Annotated in this window: 16 protein-coding genes; 1 reads left to right on the top strand and 15 read right to left on the bottom strand. The window is 64.2% G+C overall.

Features of this window, described 5'->3' with window-relative positions; all coding sequences use genetic code 11:
• Nucleotides 1-183 precede the first annotated feature (183 nt).
• The gene (locus AC0L4C_RS07315) at nt 184-1227 is read right to left on the bottom strand and encodes a glycine betaine ABC transporter substrate-binding protein (protein ID WP_473402965.1); all 1044 of its coding nucleotides are present in this window, start codon (nt 1225-1227) and stop codon (nt 184-186) included.
• Nucleotides 1228-1468: 241 nt separating this feature from the next.
• Between AC0L4C_RS07315 and AC0L4C_RS07310 the strand changes: the two genes are divergently transcribed.
• Complete coding sequence (locus AC0L4C_RS07310) at nt 1469-2668, top strand: ABC transporter substrate-binding protein (RefSeq protein WP_473402964.1); 1200 nt, start codon at nt 1469-1471, stop codon at nt 2666-2668.
• Nucleotides 2669-3142: 474 nt separating this feature from the next.
• Here the strand turns inward: AC0L4C_RS07310 and AC0L4C_RS07305 are convergent.
• From AC0L4C_RS07305 to AC0L4C_RS07240, 14 genes are all read right to left on the bottom strand, one after another.
• A protein-coding gene (locus AC0L4C_RS07305; protein ID WP_473399812.1) for an IS3 family transposase occupies nt 3143-4242 on the bottom strand; the annotation gives its coding sequence in 2 pieces (ribosomal slippage) (nt 3143-3990 and nt 3990-4242; 1101 coding nt in all).
• Between the two features lie 150 nt (nt 4243-4392).
• Nucleotides 4393-5676, bottom strand: coding sequence for a branched-chain amino acid ABC transporter permease (locus AC0L4C_RS07300; protein WP_473402963.1), 1284 nt, complete (start codon nt 5674-5676; stop codon nt 4393-4395).
• A complete protein-coding gene (locus AC0L4C_RS07295; protein ID WP_473402962.1) occupies nt 5673-6671 on the bottom strand; it encodes a branched-chain amino acid ABC transporter permease in 999 nt (332 codons plus the stop codon). The genes AC0L4C_RS07300 and AC0L4C_RS07295 overlap by 4 nt, the downstream gene beginning before the upstream one ends.
• A gap of 5 nt (nt 6672-6676) precedes the next feature.
• A complete protein-coding gene (locus AC0L4C_RS07290) occupies nt 6677-7381 on the bottom strand; it encodes an ABC transporter ATP-binding protein (RefSeq protein ID WP_473402961.1) in 705 nt (234 codons plus the stop codon).
• Nucleotides 7382-8164 carry an ABC transporter ATP-binding protein gene (locus AC0L4C_RS07285; protein WP_473402960.1) on the bottom strand — a complete coding sequence of 261 codons (783 nt, stop codon included), beginning with the start codon at nt 8162-8164 and terminating at the stop codon, nt 7382-7384.
• 94 nt (nt 8165-8258) lie between these two features.
• A complete protein-coding gene (locus tag AC0L4C_RS07280) occupies nt 8259-8621 on the bottom strand; it encodes a methylglyoxal synthase (RefSeq protein WP_473402959.1) in 363 nt (120 codons plus the stop codon).
• Nucleotides 8622-8660: 39 nt separating this feature from the next.
• Nucleotides 8661-9005, bottom strand: a complete 345-nt coding sequence (locus AC0L4C_RS07275) for a DUF1801 domain-containing protein (protein WP_473402958.1) — start codon at nt 9003-9005, stop codon at nt 8661-8663.
• A 109-nt stretch (nt 9006-9114) separates the two neighbouring features.
• Nucleotides 9115-11145 (bottom strand): methyl-accepting chemotaxis protein, encoded by a 2031-nt coding sequence (locus tag AC0L4C_RS07270; RefSeq protein WP_473402957.1) that lies wholly within the window; start codon nt 11143-11145, stop codon nt 9115-9117.
• A gap of 320 nt (nt 11146-11465) precedes the next feature.
• Entirely contained in the window at nt 11466-13994 is a 2529-nt protein-coding gene (locus tag AC0L4C_RS07265) for a methyl-accepting chemotaxis protein (protein ID WP_473402956.1), read from the bottom strand.
• Nucleotides 13995-14257: 263 nt separating this feature from the next.
• Nucleotides 14258-14647, bottom strand: coding sequence for a response regulator (locus AC0L4C_RS07260; protein ID WP_473402955.1), 390 nt, complete (start codon nt 14645-14647; stop codon nt 14258-14260).
• Between the two features lie 98 nt (nt 14648-14745).
• On the bottom strand, nt 14746-15792 hold the full coding sequence (locus AC0L4C_RS07255) for a protein-glutamate methylesterase/protein-glutamine glutaminase (protein ID WP_473402954.1): 1047 nt from the start codon (nt 15790-15792) through the stop codon (nt 14746-14748).
• Nucleotides 15789-16649: a CheR family methyltransferase gene (locus AC0L4C_RS07250; protein ID WP_473402953.1), complete on the bottom strand. Its 861-nt coding sequence runs from the start codon at nt 16647-16649 to the stop codon at nt 15789-15791. Before AC0L4C_RS07250 ends, AC0L4C_RS07255 begins: the two co-directional genes overlap by 4 nt.
• Nucleotides 16650-16692: 43 nt before the next feature.
• Nucleotides 16693-18213: a methyl-accepting chemotaxis protein gene (locus tag AC0L4C_RS07245; RefSeq protein WP_473402952.1), complete on the bottom strand. Its 1521-nt coding sequence runs from the start codon at nt 18211-18213 to the stop codon at nt 16693-16695.
• Nucleotides 18214-18335: 122 nt separating this feature from the next.
• A complete protein-coding gene (locus AC0L4C_RS07240; RefSeq protein WP_473402951.1) occupies nt 18336-18923 on the bottom strand; it encodes a chemotaxis protein CheD in 588 nt (195 codons plus the stop codon).
• Between the last annotated feature and the right edge of the window lie 71 nt (nt 18924-18994).

Raw genomic sequence — 18994 nt, 5'->3', positions numbered from 1 at the left:
CCTGCACAACAGTGCCATGCCCGGCGTTAAGCGGGTCTGAACAAACGACAAAAAGTGATTTACAATCAAAGATTTAACGGCTGGACGCAGCCAAAATGCGGCATGTTATGCCGCCTGCATGACAGTTCTGCAACGGCGCCGGCGGTCCCGTCCGCCAGGGTTACCGAACCGTTGCCGCCGGCGTCACGGCGATGTGCCGGGAACGCTGCCGAGCCAGGGCCGCCACACCGCTTCGCGGGTGTTGATGAAGACCTCGGCGATCTCCTCGGCGGTGCCACCGACGCTGAGCGCCTGCAGCATGGCGTTCATTTCGGCCAGCGGCATGCGGGCCCGGCCGAAATAGGCTGCCACCTGCGGCGCGTCGATGAACACCCATTCGGAGACCGCGATGATCACCGGATCGGGGGCAAAGCCGCTGGGCAGCAGCGTGGCGCAGGCGTTCCGCCCGAGGCACAGGAAGTTGTCCTTGTTGTAGGGGCCCAGATCGACCGCCTTGAAGGCAAATTGCGACAGGATGGCGTTTGGCTGCCAGTAGTAGAAGAGGATCGGCTCCTTGCGGCTCACCGCCTCGGCAATCAGCGTATCGAGCTCGAAGCGATTGGCCGGCTCGACGATCTCGAACAGCCCGTCCAGCCCGTTGGCGCGCAGCATGTTGCGGTTGACCAGCGAGCACCCCCAGTCGAGCGGGCAGGAGATGAAGCGGCCCTTGCCCGAGCCATCGGCCGCAAAATCGGCCGCATGGGCCTTGATGCCCTCGATGCCGGTCACCTCGGGCCATTTCTCGACGACATAGTCGGGCACGTACCAGCCTTCATAGGTGCCTTCGGCATAGGTCGTTCCGGCCTGCCGCACCTTCTGCGCCTTGATCGCCGCATTCCAGATTTCGGCAATCCTGGCGATCCACATCTCCGGCACCACGGCCGGCTGCCCGTTCGCCCCCATCGACGACCCCGCTGCTGCCATGTCGCTTTCCTGCACGCGCGTGTCGCAGTCGAAGCTGGCCTTCAGGATGCGGGCGTGGATCTCGGCGAGAATGGCCGAACTCGGCCACTGCATGCGGGTGATGGTGATCGGCTGCGTGCCGCAGGGCGGCGCCGGCTCGGCGGTCTCCCCCGCCGCGATCTCGCTGTCGGGGCCGCCAAGCACCTGGATCGAACTCTCCTGTGCGCTGGCCGGCATCACCAGCAGCAGCAGCGCGGCGAGTGCGAGAGCTAGTCGGGCTGTCATGAGCGAGAATCCGGGATCTGGGGCAGGAAATCAGCGCAAGTCTATAGCCGGATTTGCCGCAAGCAACACGGCAGCTGTTTGACCAATCGATCAAAACCGCATGACTCTCCCGCGCCAACTATGCAATATCGCCCGCAGCGGGGCACGGGTTGTGCCCCCAGAACCGCAGTTGCGCCGGCGCTTCTAGATGTCCCGGATAAACGGGCACGGTCGGCGTGACCATTGCAGAGGGAATATGCACGTGAACAAGAAACTTCTCGGCCTTGCAGTTGCCGCGTCGGTCCTCAGCCTGGCCGCCCCGGTCCTTGCAGAAGACGTCAAGATCGGCATCCTCGGCGACCTCACCGGTCCCATCGAATCCTTGGCACCGCCGATTGTGGCCGGTGCCCAGCTGGCCTTCGACCAGATCAATGCCCAGGGCGGCCTGCTCGGCGGCCAGATCATTTCGGTCGTCGGCGACAGCGCCTGTGACCCGACGGCTGCCGGCCCGGCCGCCGACAAGCTGGTCAACACCGACCAGGTCACCGCCATGGTTGGCGCATTCTGCACCGGTGCCACCATCGGCGCCGCCAATGCCGCCAGCATCCCGGGCAATGTTGTCCAGATCTCGCCGTCGGCTTCCGCCCCGGCGCTGACCACCCTCGAGGACAACGACCTCGTCTTCCGCACCACGCCGTCCGATGCCTTCCAGGGCGTCAAGCTGGCTGACCTGCTGACCCAGAAGGGCGTCACCGACGTTGCCCTGACCTATGTCAACAATGACTACGGCAAGGGTCTTGCCGACGTGTTCGTCAAGCAGTTCGAAGCCAATGGCGGCACCGTGGCATCCAATGTCTCGCACGAGGACGGCAAGGCCGACTACCGTGCCGAACTCGGCCAGCTCGCCGGTTCGGGCAGCCAGAACCTGGTGCTCATCGGCTATGCCTCGGGCTCGGCCCACACCATCCTGCAGCAGGCTGTCGAAGCCGGTGATTTCTCCGTATTCTTCGGCGTTGACGGCGTGATCGGCGACGATCTGCTCTCGGGTATCGATGCCAGCAAGGTTGAAGGCCTGACCGCAACGCGCGCCGGTGCTTATTCCGGTGAATCGGCCGACCTCTACAAGACCATCGCCACCGACGCTGGCCAGGATCCTGCCGCGACCTACGCGCCGCAGGCCTATGACGCCGGCTTCCTGCTGGCTCTCGCCATCGAAAAGAACGGCTCCGCCTCGCGCGAAGGCCTCTCCGCGGCCCTCCGCGAAGTGGCTTCCGCTCCCGGCGAAATCATCCGTCCGGGTGAATGGGCCAAGGCTGTCGAGCTGATCAAGGCCGGTACCGACATCGACTACGACGGCGCCGGTGGCCCGCTCGATTTCGACGCGGCCGGTGACGTCAACGGCACCATCGTCGAAGTCGTCGTCGAAGGCGGCAAGTTCGTCGAAAAGGGCGCCGTGCAGTAAGCACACGCACCTTTGTGAAGGTTACGAGGCCCGGGAGCGATCCCGGGCCTTTTCATTTGGGCAGGAGCCACAGGCAGCACTGCACCAGGTGCCCGGCGCATGGGGCTCAGGGGTTCTTCGCTGTAAGGTCTCGACCTCCCTCCCTAGCAAGTGTAGGCGGGTCGACGGACGGTGCGGAGCGTGATGGAGATACTGCACGGCACTCTCACCCCTCATGGTGAGCCCTGTCGAACCACGAGGGGCTGCGTCGGACCCGACCTCGTCCTTCGACACGCTCAGGATGAGGTCTCACGGACAACAGGGCGGTCTGTCTGCCGTCATTAGGAGGTGCCTACAGCAGGCGCTGGCAGATACAAAACTCCGGCCTGCCGGGATGACGGCGTGTGGAGTGGCGTCGCGATCCAACGGCCGGTGGTGACCTGAGCCCCAAGTTCCCTCCGGCTTTGAGGAGAGTCCTTGGTTGATGTTTTGGCCCTATGCGGCCTGCTTTTCCAGTGCCAGTTGCGTGGCGAACTCGTTGGGCGTGAGATTGCCCAGCGAGGAGTGTGGTCGCTGGGTGTTATAGTCCTCCTTCCATGCGCTGATCCGGTCCCGAGCCTCAGCCAGTGACGAGAACAGCGTCTCGTTGAGACATTCATCGCGGAAGCTGCCGTTGAAGCTCTCGATGAGGCCGTTCTGCATGGGCTTGCCGGGAGCGATGTAGTGCCAGTCGATCTGGCGGTCCTGGGTCCAGCGCAGGATCGCCATGCTGGTGAACTCGGTGCCGTTGTCGCTGACCACCGTCAGGGGCCGACCGCGGCGAGCAATGATGGTATCGAGCTCGCGCACCACACGCCTACCCGAGAGCGCGGTATCGGCGACCAGAGCCAGGCACTCGCGCGTATGATTGTCGACGACGGCCAGCACCCGGAAGCGGCGACCATCGGTGAAGGCATCGGAGACGAAGTCGAGGCTCCAGCGCTGGTTCGGCTGGTCCGGCACGATCATCGGGCGCCTCGTGCCCAAGGCCCGTTTGCGACCGCCGCGCTTGCGCACCTGCAGTCTCTCCTCGCCATAGAGCCGCCTGAGCTTCTTGATGTTCATGTCGATGCCCTGCCGCTGCAGCATCACGTGGATGCGGCGGTAGCCGAACCGCCGGCGTTGTGACGCGACTGCCTTCATCGCCTCACGCAGTTCCCGATCGTCCGGCCGCAGGCTGCGATACCTGACACTCGATCGGTCAACTTCGAGAGCTTCACACGCCCGCCGCTGGCTCACGCCATGCACCAGGCAGGCATGGGCCACCGCATCCCGCTTCGCGTCGGGCGTCACCATTTTTTTGCAGCGACATCCTTGAGGATGGCGTTGTCCAGCATTGCCTCGGCCAGAAGCTTCTTGAGCCGAGTGTTCTCGTCCTCGAGTGCCTTCAGCCGACGGGCATCGGACACTTCCAGGCCACCATACTTGGCCTTCCACTTGTAGAAGGTGGCACTGCCGATCCCATGCTTGCGGCACAGGTCGGCCGTCCCCAGCCCGGCCTCCTGTTCCTTCAAGATCGCAATGATCTGCTCTTCGTTGAACCTGCTGCGCTTCATCCGTCCGCCCCCTAATGCGGCGGACTCTACCAAAATCTGGAGGAGATCCAGGGGCTCAGGTCAGTGGGGACGTCGGGCTATTGCGGCGCTACCGCCCCCGAAACCTCGTCACCGGCCTGCCGGGGACGAGACCGAGCCCCTCCCCCTAGCCTAGCGGCTGCGTTTGACCACTTCCGGGATCAGGCCGCGGGGGGCGTAGCGCAGGGCCAGAGTGATGACAACGCCAAGGATGAAGACGCGCATCTGCGAGGCGCGGGATTCGATATCCGGGATCGCGCCCCAGCCCTGATTGACGCTCATATCCGAAATGGCGCGGAACAGCTGCTGCGCCACTGGATCGGAGATCACCCAGGTGACGTAGATCAGCACCGCGCCGAGGATGGCGCCCCAGTTGTTGCCGGCGCCGCCCACGATCACCATCACCCAGAAGATGAAGGTGTGGTTGATCGGCTGGTAGGCGCCCGGATCGTAGATCTGGCCGAACGACACCAGCACGGCGCCGCCGATGCCCATCAGCACCGAGCCGAGGATGAACACTTCGAGCTGCCGGTTCTTGACGTCCTTGCCCATCGAGGCAGCCGCGATGTGATTGTCGCGGATCGAGCGCATCATCCGGCCCCACGGCCCGTCATAGGCGCGCTGCACCAGAAAGAAGATGCCGATCAGGACGGCGATCAGCACGGCGAGGAAGCCGACGCGGGCCCAGACGAAGGAGTCGGTGATGGCCATGCCGCCGGCCTGCAGGTCCTGCGGCAGGGGCGTCGGCCAGGCGACCGGCGAGACGGTGCGCGTGCCGCGGGTCAGCCAGTCGGCATTCTTGAGCAGCGCCCGGATGATCTCGGAAATGCCGATGGTGGCGATGGCCAGATAGTCGGTCCGCAGGCCGAGCGCGATGCGTCCGATGATGAACGCCACGCCGGCCGCCAGCACGCCGCCGAACAGCCAGCCGAGCAGCGGATGCAGGCCCAGCCCGCCGATCCAGCCGCCATTGGCCTCGATATAGGCCGCTGCCGGGTCGATCTGGCTGCGATAGACGATATAGGCGACGATCCAGGCCAGCACCGTCAGCGCCGTCTTGAACCTGCCGGTGACCCCGACGCGGCCAAGCTGCCGGGCGCCGAACACCAGCGCCATGCCGGCAAGGAACGCCAGCAGCGCCTTGCCCAGCAGCAGCGGGCCATCCGAGGCCCAGAACTCGGCATTGATCGGGAACGACACGAAGGTCACGGCAAAGCCGCCGACCATCAGGAAGCCCATGATGCCGAAATTGAACAGCCCGCCATAGCCCCACTGGATATTGAGGCCGAGCGCGATCAGCGCATAGGCAAAGCTCTGCACCAGCAGCAGCGAGACGTTGGCGGCACCCATCACCATGCCGACCACAAAGATCAGCGCCGCGACGCCGAAATAGAGTGCGAGGGCGCGCCGGATCATGTCGAGGCTCCCTTGAAGATGCCGGTCGGTCGCCACAGCAGCACGATCACGAGGATCACGAAGGCCACCGTCAGCTTGTACTCGGTGGGCACGATGGCGAGATCGGCCGGAATGGCGAACGGCAGCACATCCTTGAACGGCCGCAGCAGGATGGCCCAGTTGAAGACCGACATGGTTTCGGCAAAGCCGATCAGGAAGCCGCCTGCTATGGCGCCATAGGACTGCCCGAGGCCGCCCACGATCGCCGCCGCAAAGATCGGCAGCACGATGTTGAAGGCGAGGTCCGGTTTGAGCGACACATCGAGCGCCAGCATGGTGCCGGCCGCGCAGGCCAGCGCCCCGGCGATCACCCAGGTCACCCGCACTACCAGCGCCGTGTTGATGCCCGAGACCTGCGCCAGGTCGGCATTGTCGGCCATGGCGCGCATCGCCTTGCCCAGCCGCGAGCGGGTGAGGAAGACGTGCAGCGCCAGCACGGCGACCACCGTCACGATCACCATCAGCAGCTGCGGCTGGGTGAAGGTAATGTCGCGCGTGGCGCCGATGGCCGACATGTCGATGGAAAAGATGGTCTTGGGCTCGTTCTCGAAAAAGCTGTAGCTCGCCGAGCCGAAGAACAGCCGGATCAGACCCTGGATGATCAGCGTCACGCCGATCGAGGCGATCAGCAGCGTCACCGGCTTGGCGCCGCGTGCCCGCAGCGGCGCGTAAAACGTCTTGTCGATGCCCAGCGCGATGAACACCGCGATCACCATGGCGACCGGCAGCACCAGGAAGCCGGTCGGGATCGGCGCCACGATGCCCATCTGCGCCGCCAGCAATGCCAGGAGGAAGGCAATGAAGCCGCCCATCGTCATCATGTCGCCATGCGCGAAATGTGCGAAGCGCAGGATGCCGAAGATCAGCGTCACGCCGATGGCGCCCAGCGCATAGATCGATCCCAGCACGGCGCCCGAGATCAGCACCTTGTTGACGAAGAAAATGAGTTCGTTCATCCCGGTCAGCCCCCCAGGAAACTTTTGGCGACTTCGGGATCGGCGATGAGCTCGGCGCCCGTGCCGGTGAAGCGGTTCTGCCCGTTGGCGAGCACGAAGCCGCGCGACGCGAACGCCAGTGCCTGGCGCGCGTTCTGCTCGACCATCAGGATGCCCACCCCGGCCTTGTTGATCTTGACGATCTGCTCGAAGATCTCGAGCACGTAGCGCGGGCTGAGGCCGGCCGACGGCTCGTCCAGCAGCAGCAGCCGCGGCTGGCTCATCAGCGCCCGCCCCATGGCCACCATCTGGCGCTGGCCGCCCGAGAGCTCGCCCGCCTTCTGGTGCCGCTTCTCGAGCAGCACCGGGAACATGTCGAACACCCAGTCGCGGGTCGTCGAAAAGTCATCGCGGCGCGTGAAGGCGCCCATCTCGAGATTTTCCTCGACGCTCATCGAGGTGAAGACGTTCTTTTCCTGCGGCACGAAGCTGAGGCCGCGCGGCACCAGCTTGTCGGGCAGCGCGTTGGTGATGTCGTCACCGGCAAAGCTGATCGACCCCGACGTGACCTTGAGCAGGCCGAACAGCGCCTTCAGCGTGGTCGACTTGCCCGCGCCGTTGGGTCCGACGATGACGCCGATATCGGACTGCTCGATCGAGATGTTGACGCCATTGAGGATCGGGGCGCCGCCATAGCCGCCGACGACGTCCTTGAGTTCCACCAGCGCCATCTACGCGGCCTCCACGGGGGTGCCGAAATAGGCTTCGACAATCGCCGGATTGGCGCGGATTTCCGCCATCGGTCCCTCGGCGATCTTTTCGCCCTGCGCCATCACGATTACCGGGTCGCAGAGCCGTCCGATCAGGTCCATGTCATGCTCGATGACAAAGAAGGTGTAGCCCAGTTCCTGGTTCATGCGCTCGATATTGGCCGCCAGATCCTGCAGCAGCGTGCGGTTGACGCCAGCGGCGACCTCGTCGAGCAGCACCACCTTGGCGTCAACCATCATCGTCCGGCCCAGCTCGAGCAGCTTCTTCTGGCCGCCCGAGAGGTTGCCGGCCAGTTCGTTGCGCACATGGCCGAGCTTGAGGAAATCGATGACGTCGAGCGCCTTCTGCCGCACGGCCGCGTCCTGCGCCTTGACCGCGCCGGGCATGACCCAGGTATTCCACAGGCTTTCGCCCTTCTGCCCCGACGGCACCACCATCAGGTTCTCCACCGCCGTCATGTTCGAGAACTCATGCGCGATCTGGAAGGTGCGCAGCATGCCGCGATGAAACAGCTTGTGCGGGGGCAGCCCGGTAACGTCGGCGCCGTCAAAGATGATCTTGCCGCTGTCGGGGACGATATTGCCGGCCACGAGGTTGAAAAGTGTGGATTTTCCCGCGCCGTTCGGACCGATCAGCCCGGTGATCGAGCCCCGCTCGACCCGCAGGGAACAGCTGTTGACGGCCTGGAGCCCGCCAAAGCTCTTGGAGACGTTCTGGACGTCGATGACTGCATCGAAGGACAAGTGCCCGCCCTATTACCTGACAAAAAGGCGGATTCCCGCCGGTTTTTCGGCATCTGCTCATAAGAGGGATTGCCGGTCAACCTTGACCGGATGGTCAAAGCCCAGCAAGCACCGCGTCCGCTGTGCGCTGGTTCGGCGCAAACAGAATATCGTAGAGCGTTGCCAGCCGCGTCAGCGATTTGATGTCCACATCATGCGGCATCGCCGTCAGCGGATCCTGGAAGAAGATCAGCACGTCGAGCCGCCCCTCGCAGATCATGGCGCCCAGTTGTGCGTCGCCGCCCAGCGGGCCGCTCTTGAGCAGCGATACGGCGAGGCCTGTGCCCTTGGCCACCCGGCCGCCGCTGGTTCCCGTACCCCAAAGTTCGTGCTTTTCCAGCTGCGCGCGATTGGCGAGGGCCCAGGCGACCAGTTCATCCTTCTTGTCGTCATGGGCGACGAGGCCAACACGTGCCATTCAGCTTCCTCCGGCTCCTGCTGGGTCCTTGATAGCCGTTCAGGCGTGAAGCGCAATGGCCTCGACGATCAGGATGCCGATCTCGTCCTTCGGAACGGGTGCGCCCGGACGCAGTTCGATCCAGCGCACCGCCTTGGTGTCGCCCACCAGCAGCGGTGACGACAGCAGGCGCCCGCGCTGGAACAGCACCGAGACATGCTCCTTGCGCGGATAGACGGCCAGCACGAAGCCGGCCTGCGGATGGTGGAAGTTGATCGTCCCCCAGCCCGGCCGCACCCGCGCCGTCATCTCCGGACGTTCGGCAACCAGCCACTCCATCACCAGCCGGGTCAGATCGGCGACGGGCAGAGGCACTCGGGTGAGCAGGGTATCGAGATCGGTCATGCGCGGGAGACTAGCGTGCCGCTGCGTCATCCGCCGTCAGGGTTTCGCGCCGGCCAACAAAAAGGGCACCACCAGGGCGCCCCTTTCCATTTGGATCATTGCCGGCCGATCAGAACTCCGACCAGTCGTCCTTCACCGCCGCATTGCCGTGCGTGAGGTACGACTTGGCCGCACTCTTGACCTGCGCCTGCAGGGCATGAATGCCCTTGGGCTTGCTCGCGGCCGCCACAGCCGGCGTCGCCTTGCGGCCGGCGTCGTCGAGCTTGAAGATCTCGACGACCCGGTCGAGATCGCTGGCCTGCGCCTCTGTCTGCTCGATGGCCGCATTGGTTTCTTCCACCAGCGCCGCATTGTGCTGGGTCATCTCGTCCATCTGCCGGACGGCCGCGTTGACCTCGTCGATGGAATTGGCCTGCTCGCGGCTTTCCCGGGCAATGCCCTGCAGCAGGTCGAAGTTCTTGCGGGCGCCTTCGAGCATGGCTTCGAGCTTGCTGGCCGCTTCCGCCACCAGCTTGGACCCGCCGGCCACTTCGGTGCCGGACTGTTCGATCAGCGCCTTGACCTCGCTCGAAGCACTAGCCGCCGACTGCGCCAGCCGCCGCACTTCCACGGCGACGACGGCAAAGCCCTTGCCGGCGTCGCCGGCGCGCGCCGCTTCAACCGAGGCATTGAGCGCCAGAAGATTGGTCTGGAAGGCGATATCGTCGATCAGTCCGATGATGTTGGAGATCTTGGCGCTCGAGCTGGTGATGCGTTCCATGGCGTGCGTCGCCTCGGTCATCACCTGCCCGCCGTCCTCGGCGGTCTTGGAGACGCCTGCCGCATTGGTGCTGGCCTCTTCGGCGCGTTTGGCATTCTCGAGCACGGTGGCGGCGAGCTGCTCCATCGTTGCCGAGGTCTCCTCGATGGTCGCGGCCTGCTTGGTCGTCCGCTCGCTCAGATCGTTGGCACCCGAGAGGATCTCGCCGGTTGCGGTCTTGAGGGCCCGCGATGTGTCGCGCAACTGCGTGACGATATCGGTGAGCTTGTCGGCCACCGCATTGGTATCGTCCTTGAGCTTGGCGAAGGCACCGCGGTAGTCGCCGGTCATGCGCTTGGTCAGGTTGGTATCGGCCAGCGACGAGAGCACCGTGCCGACCTCATCGAGCCCGGTATCGACGGTCTGCACCAGATTGTTGATGCTCGACGCCAGAGCGTTCAGTTCCGGATCGGGGAACTCGGTCTCCACCCGCTGGCTGAAATCGCCGTCAATGGCCGCATCGACCACCTTGCCGAAGGCACCCTGCAACTCGGCCATCATCTGCGTGCGCGCTTCCTGGTCCGAGATGATCCGGGCGGCCTCGGCCTGGGTCATCGCTGCGACCTTGATGCCGTTGGCACGGAACACTTCGACGGCACGTGCCATGGCACCGATTTCGTCACCGCGCCCGGCACCCTCGATCGTCACGTCAAAATCACCTGCCGCAACATTGGACATCGTGCCGGTGAGCCTGTTGATCGGCTTGGTAATGGTGCGCGACACGAGGAAGGCCGCGACGATCAGAAAGGCGCCGATCAGGCCGGCCATGCCGAGCTGGCTCATCGTCGACTGCAGGTTCTCGGCATTCAGGTCGTCGACATAGACGCCGGTTCCGACAATCCAGCCCCACGGCTCGAAGGTGTCGATATAGCTGAGCTTGTCGACCGGCACGTCCGATCCGGCCTTGGGCCAGACATAGGACATGTTGCCCGAGCCCTGCGTTCTGGAGATGGTCGCCATATCGGTGAAGATCGGCTTGCCGTTCGCATCCGAGGACGCCGACTGATCGGTATTGCTCAGTTCCGGCTTGATCGGATGCATCAGCATCATGGCGTCCTGGTTGAGGACGAACATGTACTCGTTGCCGCGATAGCGGATATGCGAGATCGTCTCGAGGACGTCTGCCTTGGCATCCGCCTCGCTGATCTCGCCGGCCTCGACCCGCGCCGCTGCGGCGGCGACCAGGCTGATGGCGCTTTGCGTGATCGACTTGAGCTCCAGCGCCCGCAAGTCGCTGCGGGTCGTGGTCACGCTGACAATGGATACCGCCGTCGAGACGCCGAGCGCGAGCAGCGCCAGCGCGACGAGGGCATAGATGCGATAGGAAATCTTGAGCTTCATTATGGGGTCACCGACAGGAGGGCGTTGGACGCAGGCAATGCCAAGGCAGATCCGGAGACCCGACAGAAACCTGCCGGGCCGGCCGAACCGGGCTGCAGCTCGCAATGATCGGGAAGCAAGAGGGAAATGCTGCCCAACTCAAGGTCCGAAGCGCCAGATCTGGCCGCTATTCACCACGTCACGAACTGCATTCCCGCGCGATGTATTGCAGAGACGCGTTTCCGTCCGGTTAATCGCCTCGACTGTGGCGTCACTTGCCGCCGCAAATAAAAAGGGCGCCCGCAGGCGCCCTTTTCCATTGTCAGCAGTAGTTGCGGAGATCAGAACTCCGACCAGTCCTGCTTGACCGCTGCATTGCCCTGGCTGAGATAGGATCGGGCGGCGGTCTTGACCTTGTCCTGCAGGGCGCGCGCGCCCTGCGGCTTGTCCGCAGCCACCGCGCGCGGCGCCGCCTGCGTGCTGCCCCCGTCGATGACGAACACCTCCACGATACGGTCGAGTTCGTTCGCCTGGCCCTCGGTCTGCTCGATGGCGGCGTTGATCTCCTCCACCAGCGCGGCATTGTGCTGGGTCATCTCGTCCATCTCGCGCACGGCGGTGGTGACCTCGCCGATGGCATTGGACTGTTCCTGGCTGGCCGAGGCAATCCCCTCGATCAGGCTGGCACTTTCCCTGACGCCCTCGAGCATGCTGGTCAGCTTCTCCGTGGCCTCGGCAACCAGCCTGGAGCCGCCGGTCACCTCATTGGCCGACTGCTCGATCAGCGCCTTGACCTCGCTCGAGGCACTGGCCGCCGATTGCGCGAGGCGGCGCACTTCCACGGCGACAACCGCAAAACCCTTGCCGGCATCGCCGGCCCGTGCCGCCTCGACCGAGGCATTGAGCGCCAGAAGATTGGTCTGGAAGGCGATGTCGTCGATCAGCCCGATGATATTGGAGATCTTCTGCGACGAACTGCTGATCCGTTCCATCGCCTTGTTGGACTGCTTCATCACCTCGCCGGTTTCCTCGGCCGTGTGCGAGACGCCCTGCGCCTTGGCACTGGCCGACCCCGCCCGCTTGGCGTTGTCGGTCACCGTGTTGGCGAGCTGTTCCATTGCCGCCGAGGTCTCCTCGATCGCCGCCGCCTGCTTGGTGGTGCGCTCGGCCAGATCGTTGGCACCGGCCAGGATCTCGCCGGTCGCCGACTTCAGCGACGACGACGTCTGGCGCAGTTGTCCGACCACCTCGGACAGCTTGTCGCCCACCGCATTGGTATCGTCCTTGAGCTTGGCGAAAGCGCCGCGATAGTCGCCGGTCATGCGCTTGGTCAGGTCGGTATCGGCCAGCGACGACAGCACATCGCCCACCTCGACCAGGCCGCCGTCGACGCTTTCGACCAGATCATTGATGCTGGCGGCGAGAGTGTTGAGTTCGGCGTCCTGGAAGCTGGCATCGACGCGCTGGCTGAAATCGCCGGCAATCGCTGCGTCGACCACCTTGCCGAAGGCGCCCTGCAGGTCCTGCATCATCCCGGCGCGCTCGGCCACCCGCCGCACTTCGGCCGCGCGCTCCTCCTCGGTCATTTCCGTGACCTTGAGGGCGTTCTGCTTGAACACCTCGACGGCCCGCGACATGGCACCCAGTTCGTCGGCCCGGGTCGTGCCGCTCACCTCGATGTCGAGCTGGCCCTTGGCCAGGCCATCCATGGTCTCGGTCAGTCGGGAGATCGGCCGGGTGATGGTACGCGAGAACAGGAAACCGACCCCCGCCGCAATCGCCAGCAGCACGCCGCCGACGATCAGCATCATGTCCCGCATGTCGGTGATCGGCGCCAGCGCCTCCTGCTCGGAGATGGTGGTGACCATGGCCCATTTGACCCCGTCGAACTCGACAGGCAGCGCCGTCGCCAGCATGTTCTGCCCGCGATAGTCGGTGGTGAGGCCACTGGCCGCCGTGCCCGCCAGCGCCGCATCGACGATGGCGTTGTCATAGACAGTGCTCAGCGTGTCGTCGGCACTGGAGAACTTGGAATCGCTGCGCAGCAGGTGATCGGCGCCGACAAAGAAGCTCTCGCCGCTCTGGCCGAGATTCTTGTTGTTCTGCATCATCTGGTTCATGGCGGCGATGGACAGCTGCACCGCCATGACGCCAATGACCTTGCCGCGCGGATCAAACACCGTCGTCGCCATGAACGACGACGGCAGGTCAGCGGCCGCCGCGTAGGGCGCAATATCATCGAAGGCGACATGTCCGGGTTCGGTGAACTCCAGTGCAGCGTGATAGACACGGCCGAGTCCGCTGTCGGCGAACTGGCCGCCTTCGGCGAAGCTGCTGGCGAAGTCGTCGCCCTTCATCACCGTGTAGATCAGGTTGCCCTTGGTATCGAACAGGAACAGGTCCTGGTAGCCGCGCAACTCGACCTGCTTGCGGAAGTTCGGATGCACTTTCGAGTGCAGGAAATCGTAGTTCGACTTTGTCGCCGACGCCGACACGTCGAGCAGTTGACGTTCACCGGCAGGGTTCGGGTTGCTGTCGATATAGGCCGTGCGCAGCTCGAAAACGGGGTCGAGCGGCGGCTTCTTGGTGGCAAACTGCCCCCAGCCGATGCTGAAATCGCGCACCGTCGTCTGCACGTTCTCGGCCGCTGCCGAATTCACCAGGTCACCCTGCAGGCTCTCGAGATAGGACGTGAACTGCGCGGCCCGCTCGGTGGCCACGGTTTCGAGCTGGTGATGGCTCATCCGGCTCACGGTCGACGACCCGATCAGATAGCTGGCAATCCCCACACCGGCACTGACCAGCAGAGCCGATCCGAGCACCGCGAGCGGCACCTTCTGCGCAATCTTGAACGCGGGAAGCAAACCCATGAACCAATTCCCTCAAAAGCAAACGCTGTATCACTGGTCGATGCAGAGGCGTCGAGGTGGCAGATCTGTCGTCGATGTGTGCTGAAGACAGGACCGACTTCCCCCCGGAGAAGCCCTGGCAGTGCAGCGACACTAGATGCAGATACTTAATTTCTGATTACATGCGGGGGCTTGCGCCGCGGCTATACAGTCACCGCAAATGAAAACGGCGCCGGATCAAAATGATCCAGCGCCGTTCCAAAAATCTGTTGTAGGCCGTGCGCCTAGCTCAGGGCGCCGATCACGGCTTCGATGCGCTTTTTCATCGTCGAGGCGTCGAACGGCTTGATGATGTAATTGTTCACCCCGCACGAGATCGCCTCCTTCACCTGTTCCTTGTCGGAACGGCCGGTGGCCATGATGAACGGCATCGCCTGCGTCTTGGGGTGCTTGCGGATCACCTTGAGCAGCGTCAGGCCGTCGATATCATCCATGTTCCAGTCGGAAATGATGAGATCGACATTGCTCTTTTCCAGCTTGCCCAGCGCATCGCGACCGCTCTTGGCCTCGATGATGGTCGTGAAGCCGAGCTGCGTGAGGATGTACTTGCAGATGCCCCGCATCGACTGCTGGTCATCCACGATCAGAACGTTGACGGCACTTGCCTTCGGCATTGTTACTCTTCGCCTTCTAGCTGCCCGGCCTGAAGGCCGCGCGCGAGACACAACCGTAGGCAAAAACCGTTACCATTCCCTCAATTGCGACGGCACGGTTACGCCGCACTTTTGATACGTGTCAGGGCCGCCGCGAGACGCGCCGTGATGCCCTCGACCGGAGACTGCTCGACCACGGCGCCCTCCTCGAAGGCCACCCGCGGCATGCCGTAGACCAGCGCCGAGGCCTGGCTCTGGCCGACGGTATAGGCACCTGCCTCGCGCATCTGCTTGAGGCCGCGCGCGCCGTCCCGGCCCATGCCGGTCAGAATGGCGCCCACCGCCATCGCTCCGACCTGCTTGGCCACCGACTCGAACAGCACGTCCACGCTCGGCCGGTGACCCGAGGCCAGTTCGTCCTGCGTCAGACGGCACTTGAGCTGGCCGGAACTGCGTTCCACCCGCAGGTGATGGTCACCCTTGGCGACATAGGCGTGGCCGCTTTCGAGCGGCATGCGATCCTGCGCCTCGACCACGGTGAGGTCGGTGACTTCGTCGAGCCGCGCCGCAAAGCGCGAGGTGAAGCCGGGCGGCATGTGCTGCGCGATCACGATCGGGGGACAGTCCGGCGGCATGGTCGAGAGCACGACGCGAATGGCCTCGACGCCCCCGGTCGAGGCGCCGATGGCAATCAGTGAACCGCGCGGTGCGGCGGCCGTGCGCACGGCCACCACCGGCGCCGTCACCCGCATCGAACGCGACCGGACATCAGTATGGGATGCAGCGCGCACCTTCTGGCGCAGGTTTTCGCCGAAGGCCTCGAGACCGCCGGCCAGCGTCGCATTGGGTTTGGCGACGAAATCGATGGCGCCCAGTTCGAGCGCCAGCAGCGTCTCGCTGGCCCCCTTTGTCGTCAGGGTCGACACCATCACCACCGGCAGCGGATGCAGGCGCATCAGCTTGTCGAGGAACTGCAACCCGTTCATGTTCGGCATTTCGATGTCGAGCGTCACGACATCGGGGTTGAGCTTCTTGATCTTTTCGCGCGCGTCGATGGGATCCTCGGCGGTCCCCACCACGATGATGTCGCCGTCCTTGCCCAGCGTACGCGACAGCACCTCACGAATGAGCGCGGAATCGTCAACGACCAACACCTTGATGCTCATGCTGCGTCTCTTGTCTTCTGAACCAGTTTGGATTGGTAGATGGTCTTGCCCACGAGCCGGAAGCTTTCGCCGCCCGAACCGACATTTTCCGAATGCCCGATATACATGAAGCCTTCCGGCGCCAGCATCTTGCCGAGCCGGCCGAACAGCTGGCCCTGCGTCGGCTTGTCGAAATAGATCGCCACGTTGCGGCAGAAGATGGCATCGAACGGCCCCTTGAAGGGCCAGGCCGTCATCAGGTTGAGCGGCTTGAACGAGATCAGCGATCGGATGGCCATCGGCACCTGGATGTCGCCGCCGGCGCTCTTTTCGAACGGTCGCGCGCGCTCGGCGCTGAGCCCGCTCAGTTCGGTCGCCGGGTAGACCCCGCTGGCCGCCTTGGCCAGCACGTTGGTGTCGATATCGGTCGCCAGAATCTTGAAGTCCCAGCGCCTGAGTTCCGGCAGCTTGCCCAGCAGGCACATCGCAATGGTGTAGGGCTCCTGCCCCGTCGAGCAGCCCGCCGACCAGATGCGCAGCCGCGGCTTGCCATCCGGGCCGACCCGGGGCCGACGTTCCATCAGCTGACCGACATAGCTCACCAGATGATCGAAGTGGTGATCCTCACGATAGAAGCGGGTCAGGTTGGTGGTCAGCGCGTTGACGAAGTCCTGGGCATCCCGCTCCGAACCGCCTCTCTCGAGGAAGTCGAGATAGGCGTCGAAGGAGTCGAGGCCGAGTTGCCGGACCATCTTGGAGAGTCGCGATACCACAAGGGTGCGTTTGGCATCGCTCAGCGAGATGCCGGCCTGCTCGTAAACGCGTGCCTTGACGCGAGAAAACTCGCGATCGCTGAGGGCAATTTCGCCCTGTTCCATATGCTGCCACCCCATCTGTCCGGTCCGCGGCCAAGCGGGATGCTTAGGCCGATTTCCGTCGCACCGGGAGCAAGAGGGCCCGCTCCGCTTCATGTCCCAGGGCGTCGACATCGGTGTCGAGCCGGGAGATCGCGGTGCTGCCTTCATCCAGTGCGCCGGCGATCATGTCCGTCTCATTGCTTAGATTCTCTAAATGATCGCCCAGATCGGTCAGAATTTTCTTGAGTTTGTCAGACTCGCTCATGCTCGACACTGATTGCGTGCGGCTCGAACTGACGAGTTGGCGGATTTCCTTGGCGGTATGCTGGGTGGTCTGCGCCAGCATGCGCACCTCGTCGGCGACGACGGCGAAACCGGCGCCCTTTTCGCCCGCCCGCGCCGCCTCGACCGCGGCGTTCAGCGCCAGCAGATTGGTGCGGAAGCTGACATCCTCGATTGCCGACATCAGCTTGTCGATCTGGGCCGTGGTCGCATCGACGCCCTCGACCGCAGCCTCCGTCCGCCGCGCCGCCAGGCCGGCATCGGTCGCCATCAGCTTGGCCTTGGCTTCGAGGTCGCGCACGGTCTTGGCCCGGCCCCGGCCCTGCTCGATCGATCCGCTGGCAGCGACGAGCCCCGCGCGGCTGCGGTCGGCATATTCGGCCATCACCGTCACGGTCTCGCGGTAGCGATCGATGGCATCGAGTACCGCCTGCATCTTGGCTTCCAGCCGGTCGCGCTCCGCTGCCAGTTCGTCACGCTCGTCCAGAATGGCATAGAGCGTATCGTGCAGTTCCCGGACTTGCGGTGCAAACCCCTTGTTCGAATTGAGGAAAGCAGCGTCGACGAGCTCTCCGGCGAGCATCTGCGCCATGGCGCGCGCGCCGTCGTCAAAGCTCTCCAGACCATCCTGCAGGGCCCGCAATGCCGTCGATTTCTGCACCGCCTGCGCCCCGAACCGGAACGAGGTCTGGCCACTTTCGAGCGCCGATGCGAAGGCATCGAGGTCATCGTCGGCGATGAACTGCCCGGCCGGCGTCATCTCCAGCACCATGCGCCCGCCGCTGCTGGGCCGTTGCGATACCGCGTACCGGATGTCGCCCAGCTGCACGAGCCCCTCCGCCGCAATACCGCCGCCCTCGAGGAAGCCGGGGCCGAAGACCGCTTCGGCATTCTGGCCTTCCACGGCGCGCGGATCGATGCTCAGCACGCCATGGCTGGCGCCGACGATCTCCCCTTCGGCCGTCAGCAGCATGACCGGCTGGCGCAGGCCATTGAAAGCGATCTTGAACTGGTTGGCCCGCTCCAGGCGGCTGCAGAGGTTCTTGATGATGGCCTCGACACTGACGCCTTCCCCGGCTCGGGTGACGCCAACCGCCCGGCCGAGCTCGTCGAGCTTGCGCGCGTGCATGCGCTCCACCCGGCTGCCGATATAGGCGCTGCCGGCAAACCCGGCGGCGACCGCAACGGCGCCTGCCATGAGACCGGCCAGGGTGACTCCAAGGGCAAATAATGCTCCGCCCGCCGCCAGCAGTGCCAGCAGCCAGCAGCAGTTCGCGATCAGCGCTACATGGGTGCGCGACATGGTGGGGGCAGTCCGTAGGCAAATCGACCGGTCATGCAGCCGACACTAGGCGCGCAATGGTTAACCAAACCTTTGCGCGCAGGCCCTTCGGTAACGGTTTGCTAACGACGAGGCCTGCGCCGCTAGAACAGTTCGATATCGTCCACCGGCGGCTTGACCACCGGACGCGACACGATGAGCAGTTCCTCTTTGGCGACATTGGCGCCCGTGGCGTTGTCGAGACGTTTGACGAAAGCCCGCCCGGAATGCGGCTTGAACAGCACGCGGCGTGCGAACATGCCGCCCAGATCCGAGCCATCCAGCGCATAGCCTTCGGCCGCCAGGAAGCCGCGCACGAACTCGATGTTCTTGGCGCCGACATCATCGAGCGCAGCGTTGATCTTGCCGCCCCCGAACACCTTGATCTCGAGGTTATGCTTGCGCCCTGTGCCCTTGCTGAGCACCTTGTTGATCAGCTGCTCCATGGCAAAGGCACCGTAACGCGCCGAAGCGCCATAGCGATCCTTGGCCGACCCGGACTGCTCGGCGAGGAGGAAATGGTTCATGCCGCCGACATTGGCCACCCGATCCCGCACGCAGGCCGAGATGCAGCTGCCCAGGACCGTCGAGTAGGTCAGGTTGGCATCTTCAGAAACCAGGCAGTCCCCCTGATGGACGGTCGTTACCACGCCGCGGTCGAATTCGGCGGGTAGAGAGTTGGGCACTGCCATTGAGAAGACCTTTGAGCCGGAACTGCTCCACCCTAGGAGACAATTCGTTAGTGAAGCGCTAACCACGGCAA

Source organism: Devosia sp. J20-27, from assembly GCF_055808595.1.
This window is presented reverse-complemented; position numbering and strand designations above follow the sequence as displayed.